Source organism: Streptomyces sp. NPDC107654, assembly GCF_055639035.1.
In genome coordinates this window covers 1-23453 of sequence record NZ_JBVKBI010000036.1, presented here as the reverse complement: position 1 = coordinate 23453, position 23453 = coordinate 1, and the positions used below count along the sequence as shown (strand labels likewise).

At 71.8% G+C, this 23453-nt stretch carries 29 protein-coding genes; 20 read left to right on the top strand and 9 right to left on the bottom strand.

The window, feature by feature from the left end:
- Positions 1-3: 3 nt before the first annotated feature.
- Genes ACZ7N4_RS36390 through ACZ7N4_RS36365 form a run of 6 tightly spaced genes read left to right on the top strand, consistent with a single transcriptional unit; the run spans position 4 to position 2395 of the window.
- Positions 4-558: a hypothetical protein gene (locus tag ACZ7N4_RS36390; RefSeq protein WP_471367675.1), complete on the top strand. Its 555-nt coding sequence runs from the start codon at positions 4-6 to the stop codon at positions 556-558.
- A gap of 17 nt (positions 559-575) precedes the next feature.
- The gene (locus ACZ7N4_RS36385; RefSeq protein WP_471367673.1) at positions 576-773 is read left to right on the top strand and encodes a hypothetical protein; all 198 of its coding nucleotides are present in this window, start codon (positions 576-578) and stop codon (positions 771-773) included.
- Between the two features lie 26 nt (positions 774-799).
- Complete coding sequence (locus ACZ7N4_RS36380) at positions 800-1720, top strand: peptidoglycan recognition protein family protein (protein ID WP_471367671.1); 921 nt, start codon at positions 800-802, stop codon at positions 1718-1720.
- A gap of 2 nt (positions 1721-1722) precedes the next feature.
- Positions 1723-1953 carry a hypothetical protein gene (locus ACZ7N4_RS36375; RefSeq protein ID WP_471367669.1) on the top strand — a complete coding sequence of 77 codons (231 nt, stop codon included), beginning with the start codon at positions 1723-1725 and terminating at the stop codon, positions 1951-1953.
- Positions 1950-2192, top strand: a complete 243-nt coding sequence (locus tag ACZ7N4_RS36370) for a hypothetical protein (protein WP_471367666.1) — start codon at positions 1950-1952, stop codon at positions 2190-2192. The genes ACZ7N4_RS36375 and ACZ7N4_RS36370 overlap by 4 nt, the downstream gene beginning before the upstream one ends.
- Positions 2189-2395 carry a hypothetical protein gene (locus ACZ7N4_RS36365; protein ID WP_471367664.1) on the top strand — a complete coding sequence of 69 codons (207 nt, stop codon included), beginning with the start codon at positions 2189-2191 and terminating at the stop codon, positions 2393-2395. Before ACZ7N4_RS36370 ends, ACZ7N4_RS36365 begins: the two co-directional genes overlap by 4 nt.
- A gap of 44 nt (positions 2396-2439) precedes the next feature.
- Here ACZ7N4_RS36365 and ACZ7N4_RS36360 read toward each other — a convergent pair whose 3' ends face one another.
- Entirely contained in the window at positions 2440-2598 is a 159-nt protein-coding gene (locus tag ACZ7N4_RS36360) for a hypothetical protein (protein ID WP_471367662.1), read from the bottom strand.
- 100 nt (positions 2599-2698) lie between these two features.
- On the opposite strand from ACZ7N4_RS36360, the gene ACZ7N4_RS36355 reads away from it, so the two are divergent.
- From ACZ7N4_RS36355 to ACZ7N4_RS36340, 4 genes are all read left to right on the top strand, one after another.
- Complete coding sequence (locus tag ACZ7N4_RS36355) at positions 2699-3949, top strand: helix-turn-helix domain-containing protein (RefSeq protein ID WP_471367775.1); 1251 nt, start codon at positions 2699-2701, stop codon at positions 3947-3949.
- 93 nt (positions 3950-4042) lie between these two features.
- A complete protein-coding gene (locus ACZ7N4_RS36350) occupies positions 4043-4378 on the top strand; it encodes a hypothetical protein (RefSeq protein ID WP_471367661.1) in 336 nt (111 codons plus the stop codon).
- Positions 4379-4581: 203 nt separating this feature from the next.
- Positions 4582-5097 (top strand): glycine-rich domain-containing protein, encoded by a 516-nt coding sequence (locus tag ACZ7N4_RS36345; protein ID WP_471367659.1) that lies wholly within the window; start codon positions 4582-4584, stop codon positions 5095-5097.
- A gap of 22 nt (positions 5098-5119) precedes the next feature.
- Positions 5120-5254, top strand: coding sequence for a hypothetical protein (locus ACZ7N4_RS36340; protein ID WP_471367657.1), 135 nt, complete (start codon positions 5120-5122; stop codon positions 5252-5254).
- 39 nt (positions 5255-5293) lie between these two features.
- Here ACZ7N4_RS36340 and ACZ7N4_RS36335 read toward each other — a convergent pair whose 3' ends face one another.
- From ACZ7N4_RS36335 to ACZ7N4_RS36325, 3 genes are all read right to left on the bottom strand, one after another.
- Positions 5294-5524, bottom strand: a complete 231-nt coding sequence (locus ACZ7N4_RS36335; protein ID WP_471367656.1) for a helix-turn-helix domain-containing protein — start codon at positions 5522-5524, stop codon at positions 5294-5296.
- Between the two features lie 598 nt (positions 5525-6122).
- Complete coding sequence (locus tag ACZ7N4_RS36330; protein WP_471367654.1) at positions 6123-6998, bottom strand: undecaprenyl-diphosphate phosphatase; 876 nt, start codon at positions 6996-6998, stop codon at positions 6123-6125.
- 139 nt (positions 6999-7137) lie between these two features.
- Entirely contained in the window at positions 7138-7608 is a 471-nt protein-coding gene (locus ACZ7N4_RS36325; RefSeq protein ID WP_471367651.1) for a winged helix-turn-helix transcriptional regulator, read from the bottom strand.
- A gap of 125 nt (positions 7609-7733) precedes the next feature.
- Between ACZ7N4_RS36325 and ACZ7N4_RS36320 the strand changes: the two genes are divergently transcribed.
- On the top strand, positions 7734-8903 hold the full coding sequence (locus ACZ7N4_RS36320; protein WP_471367649.1) for a thiolase family protein: 1170 nt from the start codon (positions 7734-7736) through the stop codon (positions 8901-8903).
- A gap of 324 nt (positions 8904-9227) precedes the next feature.
- On the opposite strand, the gene ACZ7N4_RS36315 is transcribed toward ACZ7N4_RS36320, so the two are convergent.
- The 3 genes from ACZ7N4_RS36315 to ACZ7N4_RS36305 form a co-directional block, all read right to left on the bottom strand.
- Positions 9228-9650, bottom strand: a complete 423-nt coding sequence (locus tag ACZ7N4_RS36315) for a protein kilB (protein ID WP_471367647.1) — start codon at positions 9648-9650, stop codon at positions 9228-9230.
- A 24-nt stretch (positions 9651-9674) separates the two neighbouring features.
- Positions 9675-10445: a TVP38/TMEM64 family protein gene (locus tag ACZ7N4_RS36310; RefSeq protein ID WP_471367646.1), complete on the bottom strand. Its 771-nt coding sequence runs from the start codon at positions 10443-10445 to the stop codon at positions 9675-9677.
- A 122-nt stretch (positions 10446-10567) separates the two neighbouring features.
- Entirely contained in the window at positions 10568-11719 is a 1152-nt protein-coding gene (locus ACZ7N4_RS36305; protein WP_471367773.1) for a glutathione-independent formaldehyde dehydrogenase, read from the bottom strand.
- A 371-nt stretch (positions 11720-12090) separates the two neighbouring features.
- On the opposite strand from ACZ7N4_RS36305, the gene tuf reads away from it, so the two are divergent.
- Both tuf and ACZ7N4_RS36295 read left to right on the top strand, forming a co-directional pair.
- Positions 12091-13260: an elongation factor Tu gene (tuf, locus tag ACZ7N4_RS36300; RefSeq protein WP_471367643.1), complete on the top strand. Its 1170-nt coding sequence runs from the start codon at positions 12091-12093 to the stop codon at positions 13258-13260.
- A gap of 142 nt (positions 13261-13402) precedes the next feature.
- A complete protein-coding gene (locus ACZ7N4_RS36295; protein ID WP_471367642.1) occupies positions 13403-14248 on the top strand; it encodes a spermidine synthase in 846 nt (281 codons plus the stop codon).
- Between the two features lie 110 nt (positions 14249-14358).
- On the opposite strand, the gene ACZ7N4_RS36290 is transcribed toward ACZ7N4_RS36295, so the two are convergent.
- Both ACZ7N4_RS36290 and ACZ7N4_RS36285 read right to left on the bottom strand, forming a co-directional pair.
- Positions 14359-15657, bottom strand: coding sequence for an MFS transporter (locus ACZ7N4_RS36290; RefSeq protein WP_471367640.1), 1299 nt, complete (start codon positions 15655-15657; stop codon positions 14359-14361).
- Positions 15658-15706: 49 nt separating this feature from the next.
- Complete coding sequence (locus ACZ7N4_RS36285; RefSeq protein WP_471367638.1) at positions 15707-16795, bottom strand: DUF8017 domain-containing protein; 1089 nt, start codon at positions 16793-16795, stop codon at positions 15707-15709.
- A 62-nt stretch (positions 16796-16857) separates the two neighbouring features.
- Here ACZ7N4_RS36285 and ACZ7N4_RS36280 point away from each other — a divergent pair, with 62 nt between their 5' ends.
- The 7 genes from ACZ7N4_RS36280 to ACZ7N4_RS36250 all read left to right on the top strand — a co-directional run bounded on the left by ACZ7N4_RS36280 (position 16858) and on the right by ACZ7N4_RS36250 (position 23363).
- On the top strand, positions 16858-17319 hold the full coding sequence (locus tag ACZ7N4_RS36280; protein ID WP_471367636.1) for a DUF4442 domain-containing protein: 462 nt from the start codon (positions 16858-16860) through the stop codon (positions 17317-17319).
- Between the two features lie 201 nt (positions 17320-17520).
- On the top strand, positions 17521-18513 hold the full coding sequence (locus ACZ7N4_RS36275; protein ID WP_471367634.1) for a helix-turn-helix domain-containing protein: 993 nt from the start codon (positions 17521-17523) through the stop codon (positions 18511-18513).
- Between the two features lie 221 nt (positions 18514-18734).
- Entirely contained in the window at positions 18735-19052 is a 318-nt protein-coding gene (locus ACZ7N4_RS36270; protein WP_471367632.1) for a hypothetical protein, read from the top strand.
- Positions 19053-19246: 194 nt separating this feature from the next.
- Positions 19247-20539 (top strand): type III PLP-dependent enzyme domain-containing protein, encoded by a 1293-nt coding sequence (locus tag ACZ7N4_RS36265; RefSeq protein WP_471367630.1) that lies wholly within the window; start codon positions 19247-19249, stop codon positions 20537-20539.
- Positions 20536-21531, top strand: a complete 996-nt coding sequence (locus ACZ7N4_RS36260) for a 4'-phosphopantetheinyl transferase superfamily protein (protein WP_471367628.1) — start codon at positions 20536-20538, stop codon at positions 21529-21531. The genes ACZ7N4_RS36265 and ACZ7N4_RS36260 overlap by 4 nt, the downstream gene beginning before the upstream one ends.
- Positions 21531-23060, top strand: coding sequence for a class I adenylate-forming enzyme family protein (locus tag ACZ7N4_RS36255; RefSeq protein WP_471367626.1), 1530 nt, complete (start codon positions 21531-21533; stop codon positions 23058-23060). The genes ACZ7N4_RS36260 and ACZ7N4_RS36255 overlap by 1 nt, the downstream gene beginning before the upstream one ends.
- Before the next feature lie 39 nt (positions 23061-23099).
- Positions 23100-23363: an acyl carrier protein gene (locus ACZ7N4_RS36250; RefSeq protein ID WP_471367624.1), complete on the top strand. Its 264-nt coding sequence runs from the start codon at positions 23100-23102 to the stop codon at positions 23361-23363.
- The last annotated feature ends 90 nt before the right edge of the window (positions 23364-23453 follow it).

Below are 23453 nucleotides of genomic sequence, written 5' to 3'. Positions count from 1 at the left end.
CCCGTGGCCGCAGAGGCCTACCCCACGCCCCTCGCGGGGCAACGACTCACCGCGGCGCTGCTGCGCTCGATGCAGCCGCAGACGCTCCGCAAACCCGGCGACACCCCCCGGGCAGCAACAACGACGCAGACCGCGGACCCACACCTGCAGATCGACGTGGTCGCAGGCGCCGTATACACGATCTCCGGCTGGGTGATCTACGACGCGACCACAGCTGCCGACCTCGTCCTCGGCTGGAGCTTTCCGTCAGGGACAGGGACCTGGGTCGGGCATGGCGGCGGCACCACGGTGACGTCGGCGACGGGCGCGGGTGGCACCCAGCAGGACGCGGTCTCGACGTGGGGCTACAACATTCGCCTGGAGTCGACACCGCTCAACGCCACCAGGACTTATGGCGGCCTGGGGGCCGGGACGCAGCTGACCGTGCTGCTGTCCGGAACGTACCGAGCCGGCGCGACCGGAGGCACGCTCGCGCTGACGTGGGCGCAGTCCGTGTCCACCGCGACAGCGACCACGGTCTACACGGATTCCTGGCTGTCCGTACAGCGGACCGCCTAACCAGAAAGGGGCCCGCTGTGGCCAGTTACGTGATCACCGCCCGGAACGCGAGCGTGGAGCCGGTGGTGTCGGTGCAGATCTCCGCGATCAACCAGGAAGGCAGCGCGGTCCCCGAGATGGACGTCGTGAACGCGGTACGGCAGTACCTCGCCACGGTGCCCGGCGTGGCATCCGTGGCCGCGCAGAAATACGAGCAGGTCATAACCGTCGTCTGACGGAAGGCACAGAGAGAAGGAACACCATGGCCACTCCGATGACGGCGGCGCAGGTCGTCACACAGCTGAAGAAGTGGGGGCTCCGCTACGTGGAGATCCCCGGCTGGGCCACCCACAACCGCGGGGGCCACGGCGCGTGGGGTCCGGTCAACGGGTTCATCTGGCACCACACCGGCGCCGACGTGAAGGACGCCAAGGCGTACGCCGCGAGCACCCTCTACAACGGCATCACCGACCTGCCCGGCCCGCTCTGCCACTTCTCCATCGGCACCGACGGCACCGTCTACCTGGTGGGCTGGGGCCGCGCGAACCACGCCGGCGGCGGCGACCCGGTCACGCTTCAGCACGTCGTCAACGAGGACTACGCCGGGCAGCTGCACCCGACGAAGGGCAACCTGACGGGCGTGGACGGCAACGCCCACTTCTACGGTGTGGAGATCCAGTACTCCGGCGGCCATGAGATGGCCCCGGCGCAGTACGCGGCTGCGCGGAAGCTGTCGGCGGCGATCCTCGACTTCCACGGCTGGACGGAGCGGTCGGTCATTGGGCACGGCGAGTGGTCGTCGGACAAGTGGGATCCCGGCTACGCCCCCAACAAGATCATGGCGATGCCGGCGGTGCGGGCGGACGTGAAGGCGACCCTGGCTGCGGGGCCGGGCGGTGCGCCGTCGCAGCCGAACACCGGTGGCGGCACGAGCCCGAGCCCCAGCAAGGAGTCGGCGATGAAGCTGTCGGACGCAGTCGTCATCGGCGCGTGGCTGAAGATGCAGTGGCCGGACGACAAGGGGTTGGCGGACGGGAAGGTCTCGGTGAACACCGCGATCGGCTCGACGTATGGGCACGCGCGCGCCGCACACGAGGGTGTGGACGCGCTGCGGACAGAGGTCGCGGACCTGAGGGCCGCGGTCGCGAAGCTGACAGCGGCTGTGGCCGCGAAGGGAGCATGACCATGAAGGACGAGACGAAGCGGGCGCTGCGGACGATCGTGCAGACGGCGCTGGGGTTCGCGGTGGCGCTGCCGTTCATCGTGCAGGCGTCGGGTGTGCCGGAGTCTCTGCCGTGGGTGGCGGGTGCGCTGGCGGTCGCGGGTGGTTTCGCGCGGGTGATGGCGCTGCCGTCGGTGCAGGGTCTGCTGCCGGGGTGGCTGCGGACGGGTGAGGGTGTGGGGGCCCGCGAGTGACGACTCCGGAGGTGTCGGTGGCGCTGGAGTTGGAGCGGCTGAGGGGGACCTGCGAGACGGGGTTCACTCGGGTGGATGGGCAGCTCGCTCTGCTGGTTCAGCGCGGTGATCAGACGGACAAGGACATCGCGGAGTTGAAGGCGGAGGTGGAGGCGCTGAAGCGTGCTCGCTGGCCTCTGCCGTCTCTGGCGGCTGCGGTGGCCGTCGGGTCCCTCGTCTGGCAGGTGGTGGGCCGGTGAGCACGGGGGACGTGGTATGGGGCGGCCTGATCCTGGCCGGAGCCGGGTTCGAGACGTACGCGCTGCGGAACGCCCGCGAGGGGGACACGCTCAGCGAGTCGACCCGCAGATGGTTCCGCGTCCACACGAAGGCAGGCGCCGTGGTGTTCGTCGTCGGCTGGGTCGGATTCTCGGCCTGGTGGGTGCACCACGTGGTCAGCTGACCGTGCGGTGAGGGCCCCGTCCGTAACGCGCGGGCGGGGCTTTCTCATGCCGCCGTCGCGACGCTCCCGCGCTGCACCCGGGCCAGCTCGGTGCACAGCCGCTGATACTCGGCCCGCTGCTCCGCCGTGAGCGGCACCGCCGGATGCGACCAGAGTCCGCGGATCGCGGCGTTCAGCTCGGCAGCACGCTCGGCGGGGGACATGATCCAAGCCTACGCCGCCCAGCCCCTGTAAGGGCTGACATGAGAATGGCCCCGCCCCCTACTCTGACAGTGCGACCCGTACAGAGTGGAGGGCGAGACCGTGCAACACGATGCTACCCCCGACCCCTACGCCGACCCCCTCGCATTCGGCCAGAGACTCCAGATCCTCCGCACCCGCCGCGGCCTCACCCGCGACCAACTCGGCGGCCTCGCCGGCCGTTCCGGGCAGTGGGTAAAGGCTGTCGAGACAGGCCGACTCAAGACGCCCCGCCTGGAGATCATCCTGCGGCTCGCCGAGATCCTCCGCGTCCGGGACCTGGCCGACCTCACAGGAGACCAGTCCGTGCACGTCGACCTCTTCACCGGCCCCGGACACCCCCGCCTGCCCGCCGTCAAAGCTGCGGTCGACGCGTTCCCGCTCGGCGCCCAGGGCGAGGCACCACCGGCCGCGCACCTTCAGGCTCGGCTTGCACGCGCGTGGGCCGCTCGGCATTCGGCGCCGAACCACCGGGACGTCATCGGCGCGCTACTCCCGGACCTCATCCGGGACGCGCAGGCAGCCGTCCGTCATGCCGACACTGGCGCAGAGCGCCGCGCCGCGCACTCGGTGCTGGCCGAGGTGTACTCGCTCGCGCAGTTCTTCGTCGCCTACCAACCCGACGCCGCCCTGCTCTGGCGAGTCGCCGAGCGCGGACTCATCGCAGCACAAGAGTCCGAGGACCCCCACGCCATCGGCGTAGCCGCGTGGCTCGCCGCCCAGGCACACCGCGACAGCGGCCCGGCGCATTTCGACGCTGCGGACGAGGTGAACCAGCAGACCCTCAACTACCTGGAGCCGCTCCTCCCGGACGCTACAGACGATGTGCTGGCCATCGCAGGCGCGTTGACGTTCGAGGCCGGGTACACGGCGGCCCGCCGCGGGGAGACGGGCACAGCGTGGCGGTATTGGGATCAGGCGCGGGAGATGGCCGAGCGGCTGCCGGCGGACTACTACCACCCCATCACCAGCTTCTCCCGGGCCATCATGGGCGCGCATGCCGTCACCGTGGCGGTCGAACTCCATCAGGGCGGCGAGTCCGTGCGGCAGGCCGCAGCCGCCGATGCGGTGACGATCCCGTCCCGCCCGCGCCGCGCTCGGCACCGGATCGAGGAGGCCCGCGGCTACCAGCTGGACGGGCAGCCGGACGTCGCGCTGGCCACGCTGGACAAGGCGTTCGAGGCTGCCCCGGAGACGATCCGGTACAACGGGTACGCGAAGAGGATCGTGTTGGAGGAGACGGAAGCCAAGAGCCCGGCGCGCCGGCAGCGTGCGTCGGCGCTTGCGGTGAAGCTCGGGCTTCTCGCTGCGTGAACTAGGGGGTACAGACTGTACCCCTGACTGTCCTTCAGGGCCTCTACGGTCAGTTGCGTGAGACGACACGCGCTGATCGTGGAGGCCTGACGTATGCCCAGCGACACCGCGAGCGCCCTGTCCGCGCTCGCCACCCTCCCGCTCCCCGAGTTCAACAGCCTCTCGCAGGACCAGGTACGCGGCATCGCCTGCATCTGGGACGGGGCGCGCCTGAGCACGGCCACAGCGGTTGATCTGGGCGAGCGGAAGATCCGCTGGTTCGGCCAGCGCACCAGCTGGTTCCCGCGCGCGTGCCGGCCGTGTGCGCTGAAGCGGGCGATGGATGCGCTGGTGGCCCATAGCCAGTCGTGCGAGCAGTGCGTGGACGACAGCGATCTGTGCCCGGCCGGGACTGGTCTGGTCCGTGCGGTTCGCGAGGCACGCCGATAGCCCCCAGATTCCGGCGCTTGAGGTGAGCGCCGGTCGGCCACCCGACGGGACCTGCACGGGTGGCCACAGGGGGCCGTCGCCGGAGCCCCCCTGAACCGGCGACGGACCCCGCAACGTTCCACAGTGAGCGCCCGAACCGACATCCCGCGAAGACGACCGGCCCGGGCGCGTGTCCCCATCCGCAACCAGCGAAGGAGATCACCATGACAGTACCTCCTGGACCCACCCCGGACGGCGGCCCCGTCGACCCGAAGCCGCCGGCGCTCGCGCGGATGCTCATCACCGACGCGCAGTACGAGAGCTGCCGCCGGACGGTGATGGACGCCAACCCGGGCATGTCAGAGGAGTTGGCCGGGCGGATCGTGGAGGAGGGCCTGAAGTTCGTCGCGGCCTGCTCGGCGTACCCGGGCCTCGGCCTGGCGCCGTCGCGGATCGTGGACGAGGGCTGGCACGCCCTGCTCCTGCACACCGCGATGTACGCCGAGCTGTGCGAGCGGCTCGGCGGCGCGTTCGTCCACCACTACCCGGGGTACGACCCCACCCACTACGACCCGCCGATCCTCGACCGGACGCGGGAGAAGATCGGGGACCTCGGTTGGGAGGCGGACCCGGAGCTGTGGGGGCCACCGGCGGACGAGACGCTCGTGTCGGTCGCCGCGAAATGTCAGCACGCTCCGAGCTGCACGATCCGGCCGATGCCGAAGCCTGAGTGGCCGTAGCCTCGCTGTGAAAGGAGGCCGCATGTCTGAGTCCGAGTGGATCGACCCGCGGTACGCGGATCTGGTGGCGGCGTGGAAGGAAGCGCAGCAGCCGGACTCGCGTGACCCGCGGGAGCCGCAGCCGCGGCGTGGATTCATCGTCCCGTCGAAGCGCTGAGGGTGGGGCCCGGCCGACGGAGGTAGGCGGCCGGGCCCTTCACCGGACGAGGTCGGCGAGGGGCACTTGCAGGGCGTCGGCGACGAGGAGCAGGTCGGTGAGATCGGGCGCGGTGACGGCGTTCTCCCAGCGGGAGACGGTCTTGTGGTCGCGGCCGATGCGTTCCCCAAGGGTGAGTTGGGAGAGGCCGGCGGTGCGGCGGGCTTCGCGGATCTGTAACCCGATCTGTTGGCGTCTGCGGGGTACCCAGTCGGGGAGGGGGTCGTGCACCCGCGCATACTGGAATGATCTTGTCCGGAAGTCTTTACCAGCTGTGGTAAATCTGGCTCAGGGTGGGTACCAGCAGATATATGCAGTACACCGTGTAGCGGGAAACCATCTCACTGTGCTGGGATGGCATATGCCGGACCGCACGTCAGTTCGATCCGACAGCTGACCCTTGACGTCCTGAATCTGCCACCCCCCGCGCAGACCCGACACGGCCACGCCGTGCCGGACGGGCCGCCCGCCCACCGTGAGCACCCCCTCGACGGAGGGCGGGCGGAACCCGACAATTCCCGATCGCTTTGCACTCAAACCCGCCCGCACGTGTGACATCTATGACCGTGTCACATGCCGACTGCCGTCGTTGGTCACGATGGCCAGGGCGAGGGATACCTCCCCCAGGTGGTGCCCTCGCCCTGGTCCATCTCGGTCAACGCCGGCACTGGAAGGTCCCCGCGAGTCCTGTTCGCGGGGACCTTCTGTTGTGCTGCTGGAGAGTGGGAGACGACTGGGAGATGATCAAGGAATCGGGGCGGAAGGGGCCGCTAGTTTCCGCGAGCTAACGGGAGATCCCGATAGCGGGAAACGTCGAGCCTCCCTCCCCTCACCCGGCCGATTCGGCAGCGTGAGGACTGAGCATCCCCGCGTTGACCAGCGCAATGATGACCACACCTAGCGCCACCCGGTACCAGACGAACGGCATGAAGCTCTTGTTGGAGATCCACTTCATGAACCAGGCGATGACCGCGTAGCCGGAGGCGAAGGCGATCACCGTGGCGAAGAGGGTCGGCGGCCAGTCCACGTGGCCCTCGCCGAGGGAGTCCTTCACCTCGAAGGCGCCGGAGGCGAGGACGGCGGGGATGGCGAGGAGGAAGGAGTAGCGGGCCGCGGCCTCGCGCTTGTAGCCCATGAACAGGCCGCCGCTGATGGTCGCGCCGGAGCGGGAGACGCCGGGGATGAGGGCGCAGGCCTGGCAGAGGCCGAAGACCAGGCCGTCCTTGATCCCCAGGTTCTCCAGCGTCTTGCGCTGCTTGGGTGCCCGGTGCCTGCGGCCGGTCTCGTCGCGGGCCGCCATCCGGTCGGCGATGCCGATGACCAGGCCGACGACGATGAGCATGGTGGCGGTGATCCGCAGATCGCGGAACGGCCCCTCGATCTGGTCCTTCAGCGTCACGCCCAGCACCCCGATCGGGATGGAGCCCACGATCACCAGCCAGCCCATCTGCGCGTCGTGATCGCGCCGCATCGCCTTGTCGGACAGCGAGCGGAACCAGGACGAGATGATCCGCCCGATGTCCTTGCGGAAGTAGATGAGGACCGCGGTCTCCGTGCCGATCTGCGTGATCGCGGTGAAGGCCGCGCCCGGGTCCTTCCAGCCCGAGAACGCCGCGGTCAGCCGCAGGTGCGCGCTGGAGGAGACGGGCAGGAACTCGGTCAGCCCCTGGACGAGTCCGAGGACGAGGGATTCAAACCAAGACATGAAGGTATGGCGTCCAAGCGCTGTCTGAAGACGAGGTGATCATGTGACGGACGAAGCGTAGCGGGCCCGTCGGGCAGCGCGGCAACAGGGGCCGGACAGGCCTCTCCCGCCTCTCCCCGGGGTCTGCGGCGGGGACCGGCTAGGCCGCCGTCGGCCCGGCCAGGTTCCAGCCCGGGGCCTGCGGACGTGCCGTCAGGTCCTCGTGACGCACCGGGTCCCCGCAGGCCTGGCACGTGACCACCGGGACGAGTTCGGCGCCGCACGAGTGCTCGACGACCATCGGCAGGTCGGCGCCCTTGCGCAGGTGCCGGTCGCCCCACTCCTTGAGGGTCATCAGGACCGGCTCCAGCTCCAGTCCCGCCGGCGTGGGCCGGTACTCGAACCGCTGGGGGCGCTCGCTGTAGAGGCGCTTGGTGAGGATTCCGGCCTCCACGAGCCGGCGCAGCCGGGCGGACAGGATGTCGCGCGGGGCGCCGGTGTTGCGTACGAGCTGGTCGAAGCGGCCGTTGCCCAGGCACACCTCGCGCAGGACGAGCAGGGAGTACTTCTCGCCGACGAGTGCGAGGGCGTCGGCGATGGAGCAGGGGCGCGGGTCCTTCGTGGCGGCCATACGGCCAGTCTAAACGAGGGTTTGATTTTCCAACTGAAGGGGTTATGGTGAGTCCGGATTTCCTACTCACTGGTAGCCCTTCCGGTCACCGCACGTCCGGTCAGGTCACGTTGGAGGCCCGCCCCATGCGAGACGCAGTCATCGTCGAAGCCGTACGCACCCCCGTGGGCAAGGGCAAGCCGAACGGCTCCCTCGCCCACGTCCACCCCGTGCGGCTCCTCGCGCACACCCTGCGCACCCTGGTCGAGCGCTCCGGCGTCGACCCGGTGCTGATCGACGACGTGATCGGCGGCACCGTCGACCAGGTCGGCGAGCAGGCCATGAACACCACCCGGTACGCCGTCCTCGCCGCCGGCCTGCCCGAGTCGGTCCCGGCGACCACCGTGGACCGCCAGTGCGGCTCCTCCCAGCAGGCCGTGCACTTCGCCGCGCAGGGCGTGATCTCGGGGGCGTACGACCTCGTGGTCGCCTGTGGCGTCGAGTCCATGAGCCGGGTGCCCATGTGGTCCAACGTGCCCGCGGGCAAGGACCCGTTCGGGCCCGGTGTCGCCGCGCGCTACCCGGAGGGCCTGGTGCCGCAGGGGATCAGCGCCGAACTCATCGCCGCCAAGTGGTCCCTCACCCGCGCCCGGATGGACGAGTTCGCGGTCTCCTCGCACCGCAAGGCCGCCGCCGCGTGGCGGTCCGGGCTCTTCGACGCCGAGATCGCGCCGCTCGACGGTGTCGCCCGCGACGAGTGCGTCCGCCCGGACACCACCCCGGAGATCCTCGCCGGGCTCAGGCCCGCCTACCACGACCCCGGTTTCGCCGAGCGCTTCCCGCAGATCGAGTGGAACGTCACGGCGGGCAACGCGAGCCCGGTCAACGACGGCGCCGCCGCCGTCCTGATCACCTCCGGCGAGACCGCGGCCCGGCTCGGCCTGCGCCCGCTGGCCCGCCTGCACAGCTTCGCCGTGACCGGTTCCGACCCGCTGCTCATGCTCACCGGGGTCGTCCCGGCCACCGAGAAGGTGCTGCGCCGGGCGGGCCTGAGCCTGGCCGACATCGACCTGTTCGAGGTCAACGAGGCCTTCTCCAGCGTGGTGCTCGCCTGGCAGCAGGAGACCGGCGCCGACCTCGCCAGGGTCAACGTGCACGGTGGCGCGATCGCCCTCGGCCACCCGCTCGGCGCGAGCGGCACCCGGCTGACCACGACCCTGGTCCACGCGATGCGCGAACGCGGTGCCCGCTACGCCCTGCAGACCATGTGCGAGGCGGGCGGCCTCGCCAACGCGATGATCCTGGAGGGCGTCTGAGCGAGGGCTCCGCCGCGTGGCATCGGCCGGCGGGGCTTACGGTCGACCGCCGGGGCTCCCGTCGGTCGCGTGGTCGGGGGCGGCGGGGCCGTGTGGCCGGCCGCCCGCCGGAGCTCCTGTTGGTGCCGGGTGCCGGGTGCCAGGTGCCGGGGCGGTGGGCTCGTGGTGCCGGTCGCGGGGGTTACCGCCGGTCGCCTGGCTGCGGTCAGCGGGGCCGTGCGGTCGGCGGCCGGGGATCCCGTCGGTACCGGGGCGGCGGGGCAGTGGAGCCGGGGCGGTGGGCTCGTCGTGCCGGGTGCCCGGGGGTTCGGTGTCCGGTGGCCGTCACCAGGCCATGGCCCGGCCCGCCGCCGCCACCAGTTCGTCCGTCGCCGTGACGGCGGCCTCACGGCGGGTGGCCAGGGCGGTGCGGTCGGGGGCGCCCCGCAGGGCGAACGCGGCCAGGGCTGCTCTGCGGGCCGGTGCCGTGAGGGTGGGTTCGAGGACGGAGACGGCGACCAGAGGGGCGGTCACGGCGGAGCGGGTGGCATGGGTCGCCGCGCGCGCCGCCTCGACGGCTTCCGCGGTCGCGCCGTTCAATCGCAAGTCCTCGCGGTGCCACAGGGCCCGGCGGTGATCGCCGAGGGCCGCCACCAGTTCGCCCGGCGCCACGCGCAGCGCCTCCGCCCTCCGTTCGGCGCGTGCGGCCCGCTCACGTCGGGACTGGAGCAGCGCGGTGAACGCCCCGTCGAGCAGCGTGCCGGCCACGGCGATGACGCTGGACCACATCGCTCACCGGCCGCGCAGCTGGTGACGCTTGCGCCAGGCCAGCACCGTGCCCGCCAGGGCCGGCAGGGCGATGCAGGCCATCGCGATCAGGAAGGCGGGGGAGGTCGGTGCCGAGGCGCGGGCGCCGGCGACGGCGTAGGCCGCCGTGTTCGGGATCGAGCCGAGCCCGGTGGCCAGCAGGAAGGGCAGCCAGCCCATGCGGGAGACGGCCGCGCAGTAGTTCGCCGCCCAGAACGGCACTCCGGGGAAGAGCCGCAGGGCCAGCATGGAGCGGAACCCGTGCCGGCTGAGCTGCCCGTCGGCCGCCCGCAGCCAGCGGCCCCGCAGCAGCGGGCGGAGCGCGTCCTGCCCGAGCAGCCGGCCCAGCCCGAACGCCACCCCGGCACCGAGCACCGTGCCCGCGAGCGCCGTCGCCAGCCCCAGCTGTGAGCCGAACAGCGCGCCCGCGGCCAGGTTCAGCAAGGGGCGCGGCACGAACGCCACCGTGCACAGCCCGTACGCCGCCCCGAACACCACGGCCGCCGCGGCGCCGCCGAGCTGTGGCGGCCAGCCGTGCGTCAGCAGCCGCTGCGGCTCGAACAGCAGCACGCAGACGGCCGCGCCGGCCAGCAGTGCGAGCAGCAGGGACAGCCGGGCGTAGGGGGAGAACAGCACCCGGGTGCAGGTGGCGGCGAGGCCCCTGGGGCGCGGCGGGGGCGGGACGGGGACGGCGAGCTCCGTGGCGGCGGCCCGGGGAGAGGCCGTGGCGGTGCCAGAGCGGTTGGCATCGAGCATCCGATGACACTAACCGACGAACGTGTGTGATCGCCGTCAAGTGGCGGACGGGGGAAGGGCCGGGGGACGAGGAAAGGTCCGGGCGTCCCTGGCGCCCGGACCCGTGAGCCGTTGCCCCTGACTCATGCGGCGAGAGCGTGGCCGGGGTGCAGGACCACCTTGGTGTAGCCCTCGATCCGCTTGTCGAACTTCTCGTACGCCTGCGGTGCCTGGTCCAGCGGCAGCTCGTGGGAGACCACGAAGCTGGGCTTGGCCCGCCCGGCGATGATCAGGTCGCGCAGCTGGCGGTTGTACCGCTTGACGTTGCACTGACCCGTGCCCATCTGCTGGCCCTTCTCGAACATCCGGCCGATGGAGACCAGCAACTGGCCGTGCTTGGCGTGCTCGTCGGGCCCGCCGGGGTCCGAGGGCACGTACAGGCCTGGTATGCCGAGCATGCCCGTCGGCCGTACCGTCTCGACCAGTTCGTTGAGGACGATGGCGGGTTCCTCGTGGCTGGCGTCGTGGGCCTGGGCCTGGTAGCCGACGGCGTCGATGCCCTTGTCGGTTCCCTCACCTCCGGTCTGTTCCTTGATCTGCTCGGCCGGGTCGCCCTTGGTGAAGTCGATGGGGATGGCCCCGATCTCCTCGGCCTTGGCGAGCCGTTCCGGCACGCGGTCGACGGAGAAGACCTTCGACGCGCCGCGCAGCAGCGCCGAGTAGGCGGCCATCAGGCCCACCGGTCCGGCGCCGTAGACGGCCACGGACTCCCCGGGGGTCACCTGGGCGAGTTCGCACCCGTGGTAACCGGTCGGGAAGATGTCGGCGAGCAGGACGAAGTCGGTCTCGAACTCCTCTCCCGGTGGCAGCTTGAGGCAGTTGAAGTCGGCGTAGGGCACGCGCAGCCGTTCGGCCTGGCCGCCGATGTACGGACCCATCGCCACATAGCCGTAGGCGCCGCCGGCGAATCCCGGGTTGACCGTCAGGCAGAAGCCGGTCTTCCCGACGAGGCAGTTCTTGCAGAAGCCGCAGGCGACGTTGAAGGGCATCACGACGCGGTCGCCCTCGGACAGGGAGGTCACGCCGTTGCCGACCTCCTCGATGATGCCGAGGTTCTCGTGTCCGAAGACGATGCCCGACTCGGCCGCCGTGCGGCCCTCGTACATGTGCAGGTCCGAGCCGCATATCGCGGTCGACGTGACGCGTACGATCACGTCGTTCGGGTGCTGGATGCCGGGATCCTGGACGTCCCTCACCACCACGCTGAACGGCTCTTCGTAGACGACGGCTTTCACGTCTGTCACCTCCACGTCGAGCGTCACCCCTGTGATTCCAGGTAACGCCCGTGCGGAGGGGGGTGCAAGCCCCACCGGGGGACGGTTACGCGACGCCCTTCGATTCGAATGGGGGTGCGATTCCGGAAAACCATTCGACGCCGTACGGACCGTCGGCAATGATCGACGGCATGTTCCGGTACGCCTTCCTTCTCGCCGCATCCGCCGTCGCGGACGCGCCGAAGGCTGCCGTTCCGCTTCTCGTGGCAGCTGTCGACGGCGCCCGAAGCTGACCCTCTCCGGATCGTCCGGCGGACCCCGCAGGGGGAGGGTCGGCCAGTCCCCGGGGTCCCGCGTCCTTCGTCACGGCTGAGAGGCTCCGAGGTACAGCCATGTCCAAAACGGCCTACGTGCGCACCAAGCCGCACCTGAACATCGGCACCATGGGTCACGTCGACCACGGCAAGACGACCCTGACCGCCGCCATCACCAAGATCCTCGCCGAGCGCGGCACCGGCACCTTCGTGCCGTTCCACCGCATCGACCGCGCCCCGGAGGAGGCCGCCCGCGGCATCACCATCAACATCGCCCACGTCGAGTACGAGACCGACACCCGGCACTACGCCCACGTCGACATGCCGGGCCACGCCGACTACGTCAAGAACATGGTCACCGGCGCCGCCCAGCTCGACGGGGCGATCCTCGTCGTCTCCGCGCTCGACGGGATCATGCCGCAGACCGCCGAGCACGTGCTGCTCGCCCGGCAGGTGGGCGTCGACCACATCGTGGTCGCGCTGAACAAGGCCGACGCCGGGGACGAGGAACTCACCGACCTGGTCGAGCTGGAGGTCCGCGACCTGCTCACCGCCCAGGGCTACCCCGGTGACGCGGTACCCGTCGTACGGGTCTCCGGGCTGCGGGCGCTGGAGGGCGAGCCGCGCTGGACGGCGTCGATCGAGGCGCTGCTCGACGCGGTGGACACGTACGTGCCGGTGCCGGAGCGGTATCCGGACGCGCCGTTCCTGCTGCCCGTCGAGAACGTGCTGACCATCACCGGGCGCGGGACCGTCGTGACCGGTGCGGTCGAGCGCGGGACGCTCCGGCTGGGGGACCGGGTGTCGGTGCCGGGCGCGGACGTGGAGACCGTGGTCACCGGGATCGAGACCTTCGGCAAGCCGATGGAGGAGGCGCAGGCCGGGGACAGCGTGGCGTTGCTGCTGCGACGGGTGCCACGCGGCGCGGTCCGGCGCGGGCACGTGGTGGCGGCACCGGGGAGCGTGGTGCCGAGCCGCCGGTTCACGGCCCGGGTCCACGTGCTCTCCGGGCGCGAAGGGGGCCGTACGACACCGGTCTCCAGCGGGTACCGGCCGCAGTTCCACATCCGGACCGCGGATGTGGTGGGGGTCGTGGACCTGGGCGAGACGGGGATCGTGCGGCCCGGGGAGACGGTGGAGATGAGCGTGGAGCTGGGGCGGGAGGTGCCCCTGGAGCCCGGGCTCGGGTTCGCCGTCCGGGAGGGCGGCAGGACCGTGGGCGCGGGGACGGTCGTCGCCGTGGGATGAGCCGGTGAGCCACGGGGCGGAATCGTGGGACGGACTGCGGGGTGAGCCGTTCGCCAGGGTGGTCCGGGGAAGGGGCCGGGGGTGAGCCGCCGAGGTGGTCCGGGGGACGGACCACGGGGGCGGGACGCGTCACAATGAACGGGTGACAGAGCAGATACCCGTCTCCCGGACCACCGACCACGGCACCGCCAAGCTGATGCCGGACGTCGACCGGGAGCGGGCCTGGCTGCTCACGGTCGACGGGGCGCCGCAGTCGTACGTCGATCTCGACGACCCGGAGTACCTGGAGTTCGAGTACGCGCGGCGGCTGGGGTTCGTGCTGGACACCGTCTGCGCGGAGGCGGTGCCGCTGGACGTGGTGCACCTCGGCGGGGGCGCGCTGACGCTGCCCCGGTATGTGGCGGCCACCCGGCCCGGCTCACGGCAGGACGTCGTCGAGGCGGACCGGGGGCTGCTGGAACTGGTCACCGAACACGTGCCGCTGCCGGCGGGCTCGGGTGTCGCACTGCACGCGGCCGACGCCCGGGCCTGGCTGGAGGACGCCCCGGACGATCACGCCGACGTGCTGATCGCCGACGTGTTCGGCGGATCCCGGGTGCCCGCGCACCTGACCACGCTCGCCTACGTCCGCACCGCCGAACGGGTGCTGCGGCCGGACGGGGTCTATCTGGCCAACCTCGCCGACGCGGCGCCGTTCGGCTTCCTGCGCTCCCAACTGGCCACCCTGGCGGCGGTGTTCGAGGAGCTGGCGCTGATCGCCGAGCCGGCGGTGCTGCGCGGCCGGCGGTTCGGCAACGCGGTGGTCGCGGCCTCGCACCGTCCGCTGGACATCGCCGCGATGGCTCGCCGCAGCGCGGCGGACGCGTTTCCCGCCCGGGTCGAACACGGCACGGCGGTACGGGAGTTCACCGGCTCGGCCAGACCGGTCGAGGACGCCGACGCGGTGCCCTCGCCCGAGCCTCCCGACGGGGCGTTCGGTATCGGCTGACGTCCGGGCGGCGGTGGTCGCGTGTGTCGTTCCGGTGTGGGGTGAGTGTGTCGCGGTGGTGCGGGGCGTCGGGTTCGCGTGGCCGGGGCGAGGACGTCGACGCGGTGTCCTCACCCGGGTGTTCCGACGGGGCGTTCGGTGCCGGCCGCGGTCGGGGTGGCGGTGACCGGGTGGGTGCGGCGGGTCAGGGTGCGGACGTCCCGGACCAGCAGGACCGGGGCGGTGACCAGGACGACCAGGGCGGCGCAGCCCCACAGCGCGGCGGTGCGGCCGACGGCGGTCTCGGCCGGGCCGGCCAGGGCCGTGGCGAGCGGCATGAGGGAGACCGAGCCGAACCAGTCGTAGGCCGAGACCCGGGAGAGCATGTCCTCGGGGATCTCCTGGTGCAGCGCGGTCATCCAGGAGACACCGAACACCTCCACCGTCGTCCCCACGACGAACATCACCCCGTACAGCATGCCCGCCGGTACCGGCACGGCCAGCGCGGCGGCGGGCAGGGCCAGCGGGAAGACGCACAGGGTGCCGGCCAGCAGCAGGCGGCGGGGTTTCCAGCGGGTCATCAGCAGGGCACCGGCCACCGTGCCCGCGCCGTACGCGCCCAGGGCCAGGCCCCAGGGGCCCGCGCCGCCCAGGCTGTCCCGGGCGACGAGCGGGCCGTAGACCGCCTCGGCCGCACCGACCACCGCGTTGGCGACGGAGAACTGGACGACGATGCTCCACAGCCAGGGCCGGCCGGTGAACTCCCGCCAGCCCTCCCGGAGATCGGCCGCCATGCCCTCGCCCGGCGTGCGCGGCGGTAGGTGGCCGACGTCGAGGAAGGAGCGCAGTGCCGCGGCGACGGCGAAGGCCGCCGCGTCGGCGGCGAGTACCCAGCCGGGGCCGACCGCCGCGACCAGGGCGCCGCCGAGCGCCGCCCCGCCGAGGGCCGCGCCCTGGGTGGCCATGCGGAAGAAGGCGAACGCCCGGCCCGCCTGTTCGCCCTCCACACAGGACAGCAGCATGCCCTCGGCGGCCGGGCCGAAGAACGCCTGCCCGGTGCCGCCGAGCGCGGTGAGCAGCATCATCTGCCACAGCCGGGGCTCACCGGTGAGCACGAGGGCCGCGAAGGCCGCCTGGGAGAGGCAGTTGAGGGTGTTGGCGGCGACCATCACCCGGTGCCGGGGCAGCCGGTCCGCGACCGCGCCGCCGATGAGCAGGAACACCACCAGCGGCAGGGTGCGGGCCGCGGCCACCAGGCCGACGTCCCCGCCGTCGCCGCCCGACTCCAGCACGGCGAACGCGGCGGCGATCAGCGAGCCGTTCGCGCCGAGACCGGTCACGACGGCGGCCGCGGTCAGCAGGGAGTAGGTGCGTCCCGCCCAGGCGGGTCGGCGCAGGCGGGCGCGGGAGGAGCCGGAGGCGTGGGTCACCGGCCGACTGTCGCCGCCCGGCCGCCGGTCCGGCAAGTGGTTTTGCGGGTCACTGCGTGGTGGGGTCGCCGTGCAGCCGTACCGTGCCGAGGATCTTGTCGACGGTCGCGTCCGGCACCTCGTCCTTGACGCCCTTGGCACCGTAGAAGGTCCAGGAGACGAAGTCGCCCGCCGAGTTCTTGAAGGCGAACGTGGTGGCCTTGCCGTCGGTGTCGCACTTCTTCTTCTTCGGGACGCCGACGACGTACGACGTCGCGACGCTGCCCTTGACGCCCGACGCCGTCGTGAAGGACTTCGCCTTGCCGATCCGCAGGTACTTCTTTGCGGCCTCCGACTGGTCGGTGTACCCGCCGAACGCGAAGGTGGCCGCGTCGCCGCGGGCGATGCTCGCGGTGTCCTTGCCGCCGTTCTCGCCCTTGGTGCCGCTGCCCGCGAGCGCGTGCGACGCCTTGTAGCCGCCGGCGTCGGAGGTGCAGTAGTCCGGCTTCAGGAACGAGGCGCCGGAGAAGCCGATGTACGCCGAGCCGTCGCCCTTCTGCTCGTCCTCGAAGAAGGAGAAGACGCCGGGCCGTTCCACCTCCCAGTCCCCGGGCACCTCGAACGCCGTGCCGTACTTGGGGTTGACGACGACCTTCCAGCCCGCGACGGTCGGCTTCTCCGTCTCGTTGGAGCGCGGGTTGTCGGTCGTGGACGACGTGGGCGAGGCGGACGCGGTGGCGGTCGGCGACGCGCTCACGGTCTCGGTGCCCTTGCCGTCGGCCTTCTCGTCGCCGGAGCCGCCCAGCACCAGGTAGCCGGTCACGGCGGCGGTGACCACCACGGCCGTGGCCGCGATGATCGCGATCAGCTTCGTACGGCCGCCGCCGCCCCGCGGGGGCTCGGTCGCGGGCACGGTGGGCGGCTGTCCCCACTGCTGCTGTCCGTACGAGCCGGCCGGTGCCTGCTGTCCGTACTGGCTGGCCTGCGGGTACTGCTGGTAGCCGGGCTGCTGGTACGGGTTCGCCTGCTGCTGACCCGGCTGCTGACCCGGCTGCTGATACGGATTCGGCTGCGGGTGACCCGGCTGCTGGTACGGGTTCTGCTGCGGGTTGCCCTGCGGGTTCTGCGCGCCCCCTGGCGGCTGCTGATCTGGCCACATGGCCAGCAACCATAGTGTGCCCCACTGGCCAGCCTTCGCTACTCGTGAGTAACATGACGGCCATGAGCGCAGACCAGATGTCGATCGGCGAGATGCTCGCCGCCACCGTGCCCATGGCCCGGACGCTGAACCTCGAGTTCCTGGAGACCACGCCCGACAGGGCCGTGGTGTCCCTGCCGGACCAGGGCGCGTACCACAACCACGTGGGCGGCCCGCACGCCGGTGCGATGTTCACCCTCGGGGAGTCGGCCAGCGGCGCCATCGTGCTGGCCGCCTTCGGGGACCAGCTCTCGCGTGCCGTGCCGCTCGCCGTGCGGGCCGAGATCGCCTACAAGAAGCTGGCGATGGGCGCCGTCACCGCGACCGCCACGCTGGGCCGCCCGGTCGCCGAGGTGGTCGCCGAACTGGACGCGGGGCAGCGCCCCGAGTTCCCCGTGTCGATCGAGATCCGGCGCGCGGACGGCGCCGTCACCGGCGAGATGAGCGTCCTGTGGACCCTCCGCCCGGCCGACCAGGGGAAGTGAGCCGCAGGACCGCGGTCACACGTCACGGCCGGAGCAGCGCGACACCGGGCTGCTCCGGCCGACGCCGTCGCCGGACCGGCCCGTCGCTCGGGGCGGGCCGGTTTATGCGTGTCAGTTCTGGTTAGGGGCCCCAAGAGCAACACCTGAGCAAGAAGCGTACGAGGCGAGGGGCTTGCGTGGTGTCTCAAGGGGCGCTGGTACATGCTTGACGTTCTTGGGCTCGATGCCGTGACCGACGCGGTCTACCGGGAGATGCTCGCGCATCCCGACGACGGTGTGACCGGACTCTGCAGACGCACGGGCCTCACCGAGGACGCCGTGCACACCGCTCTCGACCGGCTCAGCGAGATGGCCCTCATCCGCCCGGCGAGCGGGGACGCCCGGCGCCTGCACGCCGTACGGCCGCACCTGGCCATGGAGATCCTGCTGGCCCGCAAGCAGGCCGAGGTCGCGGCGCAGCAGCAGCAACTGGAGGAGAGCCGGGCCGCGGCGGTCCGGCTGATCTCCGAGTTCGCGGGCGACGATCCGGAGGCCTCCAGGGACGATGTGGAGCATCTCCGCGGGCTGGACAACATCCGCGACCACCTGGCGGTGATGAACAAGGCCGTCCGATCCGAACTGATGACGTTCGCCCCCGGAGGCCCGCAGACCCCCGACAACATGCGCAACTCCCGTCCCCTGACACAGGAGTTGCTGGGGCGTGGCGTGGCCATCCGCACGATCTACCTGGAGAGCATCCGCAACGACCCGGCCACGGTGGCGCACGCCGAGTGGCTCACCTCCGTCGGCGCCCAGGTGCGGGCCGTGCCGGCCCTGCCCAACCGGATGATCATCGCGGACCGCCGCGTCGCCATCATGGCCACGGACAGTGACGACACGGCGGAAGGGGCGATCGTGATCCGCACGCCCGGCCTCCTGGCCACGCTGTGCTCCCTGTTCGAGACCACCTGGCAGACCGCCGAACCGCTCGCCGCCCCCGCGCGGCCTCCCGCCGAGGACGCGCTCACCCCGCAGCAGCACGAGGCGTTACGACTCCTGGCCCAGGGCGCCACCGACGAGACGGTCGCCAAACGGCTCGGCGTGTCACCCCGTACGGCACGGCGCATCTCCACCGCCCTCATGGCGCGTCTGGACGCGCGCAGCCGGTTCCAGGCCGGCGTCCACGCAGTCCAGAGAGGCCTCTTCGGGAAGTGACCCGGCGGCCTCTTCGGGAAATGCCCGGAGAGGCCTCGTCGGGAACCGACCGCCGGCCACCGGGCCCGCCGCCGTCACATCCGACGGCGGCGGGCCCGAGACCTTTCCGCAGAGCCCGCCGGAGCGAATTCGGCCTGTATTCTTGGACGCTTCTGTCCTTGGCCTGAAAAGTCCAGCGGTAACGCATCGTGAGACTATATCGAACGAGACATAGTCGGCTAATGCTTCTGGTGCATCTCACCCTCGATCCGCCCCCGGGCGGCGAGCCGTTGCCTCCCGACATCGGATCCCTGGTCCGGGCCTGCGCCACCCATGAGGACCGGCTGGAGCACGTGTCCGTGCACGCGGCGGCCACGCCCCGGCCGGTGGTCGGCGTGTTCCTGGGGCGCACCGACCTCGCGAACGCCGAGGCCACGGCGGAGCGGCTGTGGCGGCGCGCCGTGGCCCGCCGGCCCCGGCTCGCGGCCTGGCGCCTGCGGCGGGCCGAAGTGCCGCTGCTGCGCCCCGAACTCCTGCGCCCCGACGGCCGGGAGACCTGACGGGCCTGAACAGGTCAGGGACGGATGTGTCCACCGAACACCCCTTTCCCGGTCGACGGAAACCGGTCGAGAATTCTTCTCGTCGGGAAACGAAATCCGTGACCGAAGGGAAATCAGGCAATGCGCAGTCGAGTCCTTTCCGTCCATTCCGCCGGAATGTTCGCCGAGCCTGCCGACGAGCCCGGCTGGCAGCGATGAACGCCGCGGAAGCCCGGTTCCAGGGCATCCCCGCGACCGCCCTCGCCGAGGAGTTCGGCACCCCCCTGTTCGTGTACGACGCCGAGGTGCTGGAGGGCACGTACCGCCGGTTGCGCGCGCTGCTGCCCGAGACGGTGGACGTCTTCTACTCCCTGAAGGCCAACCCGAACATCAGCGTGTGCGCCTTCCTCGGCGCGCAGGGTGCCGGAGCGGAGGTCTCCTCGCACACCGAGCTGGTGACCGCGCTGCGCGCCGGGGTGCACCCCCGGGACATCATCTTCCTCGGCCCCGGCAAGGACGCACGGGAACTGGAGGCCTGCGCCGACGCCGGGATCCACGCCGTGGTCTGCGAATCCCTGGAAGAAGTCCGCCAGTTGGACGACCTCGTCGGTGAGCGCGGGGTGGCAGCGCCGTTCCCCGTGCTGCTGCGGGTGAACCCGTCCTTCGGCAGCAAGGGCTCGGGCCTCGCCATGGGCGGCAAGCCGCGGCAGTTCGGCATCGACGAGGAGGAGGTGCGCCGCGCCAAGGAGACGCTGGCCGAGCTGCGGCACGTACGGGTCAAGGGCGTCCACGCCTACATGGGCACCCGGTTCCTGCACCACGCGGACGTCGTGCACAACACCGCCGGGATCCTGGCCATGGCCGAGGACCTGGCGGGCCACCTGGGCATCCCGCTGGAGACCGTCGACTTCGGCGGCGGGCTCGGAATCGCCTACTTCGAGAACGAGGACGACCTGGACCTTGACGCGCTCGGCGCCGGTGTCCGCGAGGTGGTCGCCCCCTTCACCGCGCGCCACCCGCACTGCCGGCTGATCATGGAACTCGGCCGCTTCCTCACCGCCGACGCCGGAACCTACGTCGTCCGGGCCCGCTACGTGAAGCAGTCGAGAGGCGAGTGGTTCGTCGTCGCGGACGGCGGCACCAACCACCACATGGCGGCGGTCGGCATCGGCAGCTTCGTCAAGCGGAACTTCCCCGTGACCCACCTCGGCCGCCCCGCGGACCCCGCCGCGCGCCCCTACACGCTGACCGGGCCGCTGTGCACGCCGAACGACGTGGTCGCCAAGAGAGTCCCGCTGCCGGACGTCGTCCCCGGCGACCTGCTGGGCGTGCGCCGCTCGGGAGCGTACGGCCCCACGGCCTCCCCGGGTCTCTTCCTCAGCCACGGCTTCCCCGCCGAGGTGCTGGTCCACCGCGGCCGGGCCCGGCTGGTCAGGGAACGGGACACGACCGAGGACATGCTGGCCCGGCAGCGCCTCGTCGGCCTCGACGGCGAGGAGGCCCCTTGACGGACACGGCGGCCGGCACCCTCCGGATCGGCGTGGACGTCATCGACGGCGCCGAACTGCGCCGGCTGCTGACCCGGCCCTGGTTCCTGCGGCTCAGCTACGCCCCCGAGGAGATCGGGCTGGCCGACCGCATGGGCGAGGAACGCCGGCTGGAGTTCCTGACCGGACGGTTCGCCGCCAAGGAAGCCGTGGTGAAGGCACTGGGCACCGGGCTGCTGCGCGGTGTCGCCCCGCGGGACATCTGTGTGGACCGGGCCGCCGGCGGGGCGCCGGTGGTCACCCTGCGGGGCCGTGCGGCCGCCCTGGGACCGGCCGCCGTCGAAGTGTCCATCACCCACAAACAGAACGTGATCGCCGCCGTGGCCCTCGCAGTGGTCCCGCCGGCGGGCACGCCCCCCGCCAGAACGCTCAGAGAGGACGGTGCCCCCATGTCCCTCGCGGACCCGCACCAGGAGACCGAGGCGTCCGCCTTCCTCCGGGTGCGCATCGGCCAGGAGGACGCCCATTACGGCGGTGGCCTGGTGGACGGTGCGCACATCCTGCGGCTCTTCGGTGATCTCGTCACCGAGATCACCGCACGGACGGACCAGGACGAAGGACTGCTGGCCGAGTACTCCGGCGTCCGCTTCCTCGCACCGGTACGGCCCGGTGACTACATCGAGGCCCGCGCCCGTCTGGTGCGCGCGACCCGGCTGCGCCGGGTGGTCGAGCTGGAGGCGCACAAGGTCATCGAGGCCGGCCCGGCGCACGGACCCAGCGCCGTACAGGTCGTCAGCCCGCCGCGGCTGGTCTGCACGGCGACCGCGACGACGGTGATCCCGATGGCCAAGGCGAGGCCGGCCACCGCCACGGACGCGACGCCCGGCACCGGGAGGGACGCGCCGCCGCCCGCCGCGAGGAACGCGCCGCCGCCCGCCGCGAGGGACGCGCCGTCCTCGTCCGCCGCCGCGAGGGACGTACCGCTTCCGTCCACCACCGCGAAGGAGTCGTGATGACCTCACCCCCCGTGCTGCTGCACGACCTGCTGGACCGTGCCGCCGAGCGCGCCCCGCACTCCACCGCCCTGAGCACCACCGGCGCCTCGCTCACCTACCGGGAGTTCGCCCGGGCCGGCGTCCGCCTGGCCGGACTGCTGCACGAGCAGGGCGTGCGCGCCGGTGACCGGGTCGTGGTGAGCGCCGCCGACGGACTCGGCACGGCCGTGCTCGTGAACGCCGTCTCCCGGCTCGGCGCCGTCTTCAGCGTGCTCCACGAGGAGGTGCGCGGCGGCCCGCTGGAGCACGTCCTGCGCGACTGCGAGCCGGTGCTCCTCGTCTCCGACGACACCGGCGCGGGCCGGACCGCGGTGGCGCACGGCGTGGCTTTCCGGCCCCTCGCCGATCTGCTCCGGGACGCCCTCGGCACAGGCCGCTCCGCCCTGGCCGCACCCGAGAACCCCGGCACCCTGTCCGTCGACCCGGTCTGCCTCATCTACACCTCCGGGACGACCGCGCTGCCCAAGGCGGTGGTGAGCACGCACCAGCAGGTGCTGTTCGCGGCCTCGGCGATCCACGCCTGCCTCGGATACCGCGCGGACGACGTCGTCTACTGCCCGCTGCCGCTCTCCTTCGACTACGGCCTCTACCAGCTGCACCTCGCCGCCCTGAGCGGAGCCCGGCTCCACCTGGGGACGACGGCGGAGGCCGGTCCGCCGCTGCTGAGCCACCTGGAGAAGACCGGGGCCACCGTGCTGCCCGGCGTGCCCTCGATCGCGGACCGGCTGGCCTGGCTGGTCCGCCGCAGCCCGGGCGCCCTGCGGAACCTGCGGCTGCTCACCAACACCGGCGCCGCCCTGTCGGAGGGCACCATGAGCGCACTCCGGCAGGCCCTGCCCCAGCTGCGCATCCAGGTGATGTACGGGCTGACCGAGTGCAAACGCGCGGCGATCATGCCGCCGGACGGCGATCTGGAGCATCCCGGATCCTGCGGGTACCCGCTGCCCGGCACCAGGATCGAGGTGATCGACGACGGGGGGCGGAGACTGCCGGCCGGCGAGATCGGCCAGATCGTCGTCCGCGGCCCGCACGTCATGGCCGGGTACTGGCGGCGCCCGGAACTGAACGCCGAGCGCTTCCCCCGCACCGAGGGCCTCTTCCCGGAGCTGCGTACCGGCGACTACGGCTGGCTGGACGACGAGGGCTTCCTGTACTTCTCCGGCCGCCGCGACGACCTCTACAAGGAGCGCGGCTTCCGGATCAGCGCGACCGAGGTCGAGGCGGCGGCACACCGGGTGGAGGGCGTGACCTCCGCGGCCGTCCTGCCACCGGCCGGCCGGCGCGGTGCGGTGCTCTTCGTGGTCGGCGACGACATCAGCGCCGACGCCGTACGCGAGGGGATGCGGCAGCACATCGAGCCGTTCAAGATCCCCCGGCGCTGCGTCCGGACCGACGCCCTGCCCACGAACGGCAACGGCAAGGTCGACCGGAAGAAGCTGGCCGCGCTCGCCGAGCCGGCCGACCACTCCACCCTCTCCGCGAAGTGACGACCAGTGACGAACAGCGACGACCAAGGAGGACCACTGATGGACCGCGAGGCGATCGTGCGGGCGCTCGAAGCCGCCCTGACCGATGTGCTGGAGCGCCCGGTCACCGGGCTGCGCGGCGAGGTCAGGCTCTTCGACGACCTGCACCTGGACTCCACCACCATGCTGGAGATGCTGATGGCCCTGGAGAACTCCATAGGCCTGACCGTCGATCCGGAGGAACTGGACGCGGACGACTTCGAGTCGGTGGACACCTTCACCGACTTCGTCCAGGCGACCCTGCGCCACCAGGTGCCGGCGTGACCATCACCCAGCCCGACCTGAGCGTCTTCGAGACCGTGGAGTCGGAGGTGCGCAGCTACTGCCGTGGCTGGCCCACGGTCTTCGACCGGG

Excerpts from the sequence above, each read along its gene's own strand:
- ACZ7N4_RS36380 (WP_471367671.1), top strand. The coding sequence starts at position 800 with ATGGCCACTCCGATGACGGCGGCGCAGGTCGTCACACAGCTGAAGAAG.
- ACZ7N4_RS36375 (WP_471367669.1), top strand. The coding sequence starts at position 1,723 with ATGAAGGACGAGACGAAGCGGGCGCTGCGGACGATCGTGCAGACGGCG.
- ACZ7N4_RS36360 (WP_471367662.1), bottom strand. The coding sequence starts at position 2,598 with ATGTCCCCCGCCGAGCGTGCTGCCGAGCTGAACGCCGCGATCCGCGGA.
- ACZ7N4_RS36350 (WP_471367661.1), top strand. The coding sequence starts at position 4,043 with ATGCCCAGCGACACCGCGAGCGCCCTGTCCGCGCTCGCCACCCTCCCG.
- ACZ7N4_RS36345 (WP_471367659.1), top strand. The coding sequence starts at position 4,582 with ATGACAGTACCTCCTGGACCCACCCCGGACGGCGGCCCCGTCGACCCG.
- ACZ7N4_RS36340 (WP_471367657.1), top strand. The coding sequence starts at position 5,120 with ATGTCTGAGTCCGAGTGGATCGACCCGCGGTACGCGGATCTGGTGGCG.
- ACZ7N4_RS36330 (WP_471367654.1), bottom strand. The coding sequence starts at position 6,998 with ATGTCTTGGTTTGAATCCCTCGTCCTCGGACTCGTCCAGGGGCTGACC.
- ACZ7N4_RS36325 (WP_471367651.1), bottom strand. The coding sequence starts at position 7,608 with ATGGCCGCCACGAAGGACCCGCGCCCCTGCTCCATCGCCGACGCCCTC.
- ACZ7N4_RS36320 (WP_471367649.1), top strand. The coding sequence starts at position 7,734 with ATGCGAGACGCAGTCATCGTCGAAGCCGTACGCACCCCCGTGGGCAAG.
- ACZ7N4_RS36310 (WP_471367646.1), bottom strand. The coding sequence starts at position 10,445 with ATGCTCGATGCCAACCGCTCTGGCACCGCCACGGCCTCTCCCCGGGCC.
- tuf (WP_471367643.1), top strand. The coding sequence starts at position 12,091 with ATGTCCAAAACGGCCTACGTGCGCACCAAGCCGCACCTGAACATCGGC.
- ACZ7N4_RS36285 (WP_471367638.1), bottom strand. The coding sequence starts at position 16,795 with ATGTGGCCAGATCAGCAGCCGCCAGGGGGCGCGCAGAACCCGCAGGGC.
- ACZ7N4_RS36280 (WP_471367636.1), top strand. The coding sequence starts at position 16,858 with ATGAGCGCAGACCAGATGTCGATCGGCGAGATGCTCGCCGCCACCGTG.
- ACZ7N4_RS36275 (WP_471367634.1), top strand. The coding sequence starts at position 17,521 with ATGCTTGACGTTCTTGGGCTCGATGCCGTGACCGACGCGGTCTACCGG.
- ACZ7N4_RS36270 (WP_471367632.1), top strand. The coding sequence starts at position 18,735 with ATGCTTCTGGTGCATCTCACCCTCGATCCGCCCCCGGGCGGCGAGCCG.
- ACZ7N4_RS36265 (WP_471367630.1), top strand. The coding sequence starts at position 19,247 with ATGAACGCCGCGGAAGCCCGGTTCCAGGGCATCCCCGCGACCGCCCTC.
- ACZ7N4_RS36255 (WP_471367626.1), top strand. The coding sequence starts at position 21,531 with ATGACCTCACCCCCCGTGCTGCTGCACGACCTGCTGGACCGTGCCGCC.
- ACZ7N4_RS36250 (WP_471367624.1), top strand. The coding sequence starts at position 23,100 with ATGGACCGCGAGGCGATCGTGCGGGCGCTCGAAGCCGCCCTGACCGAT.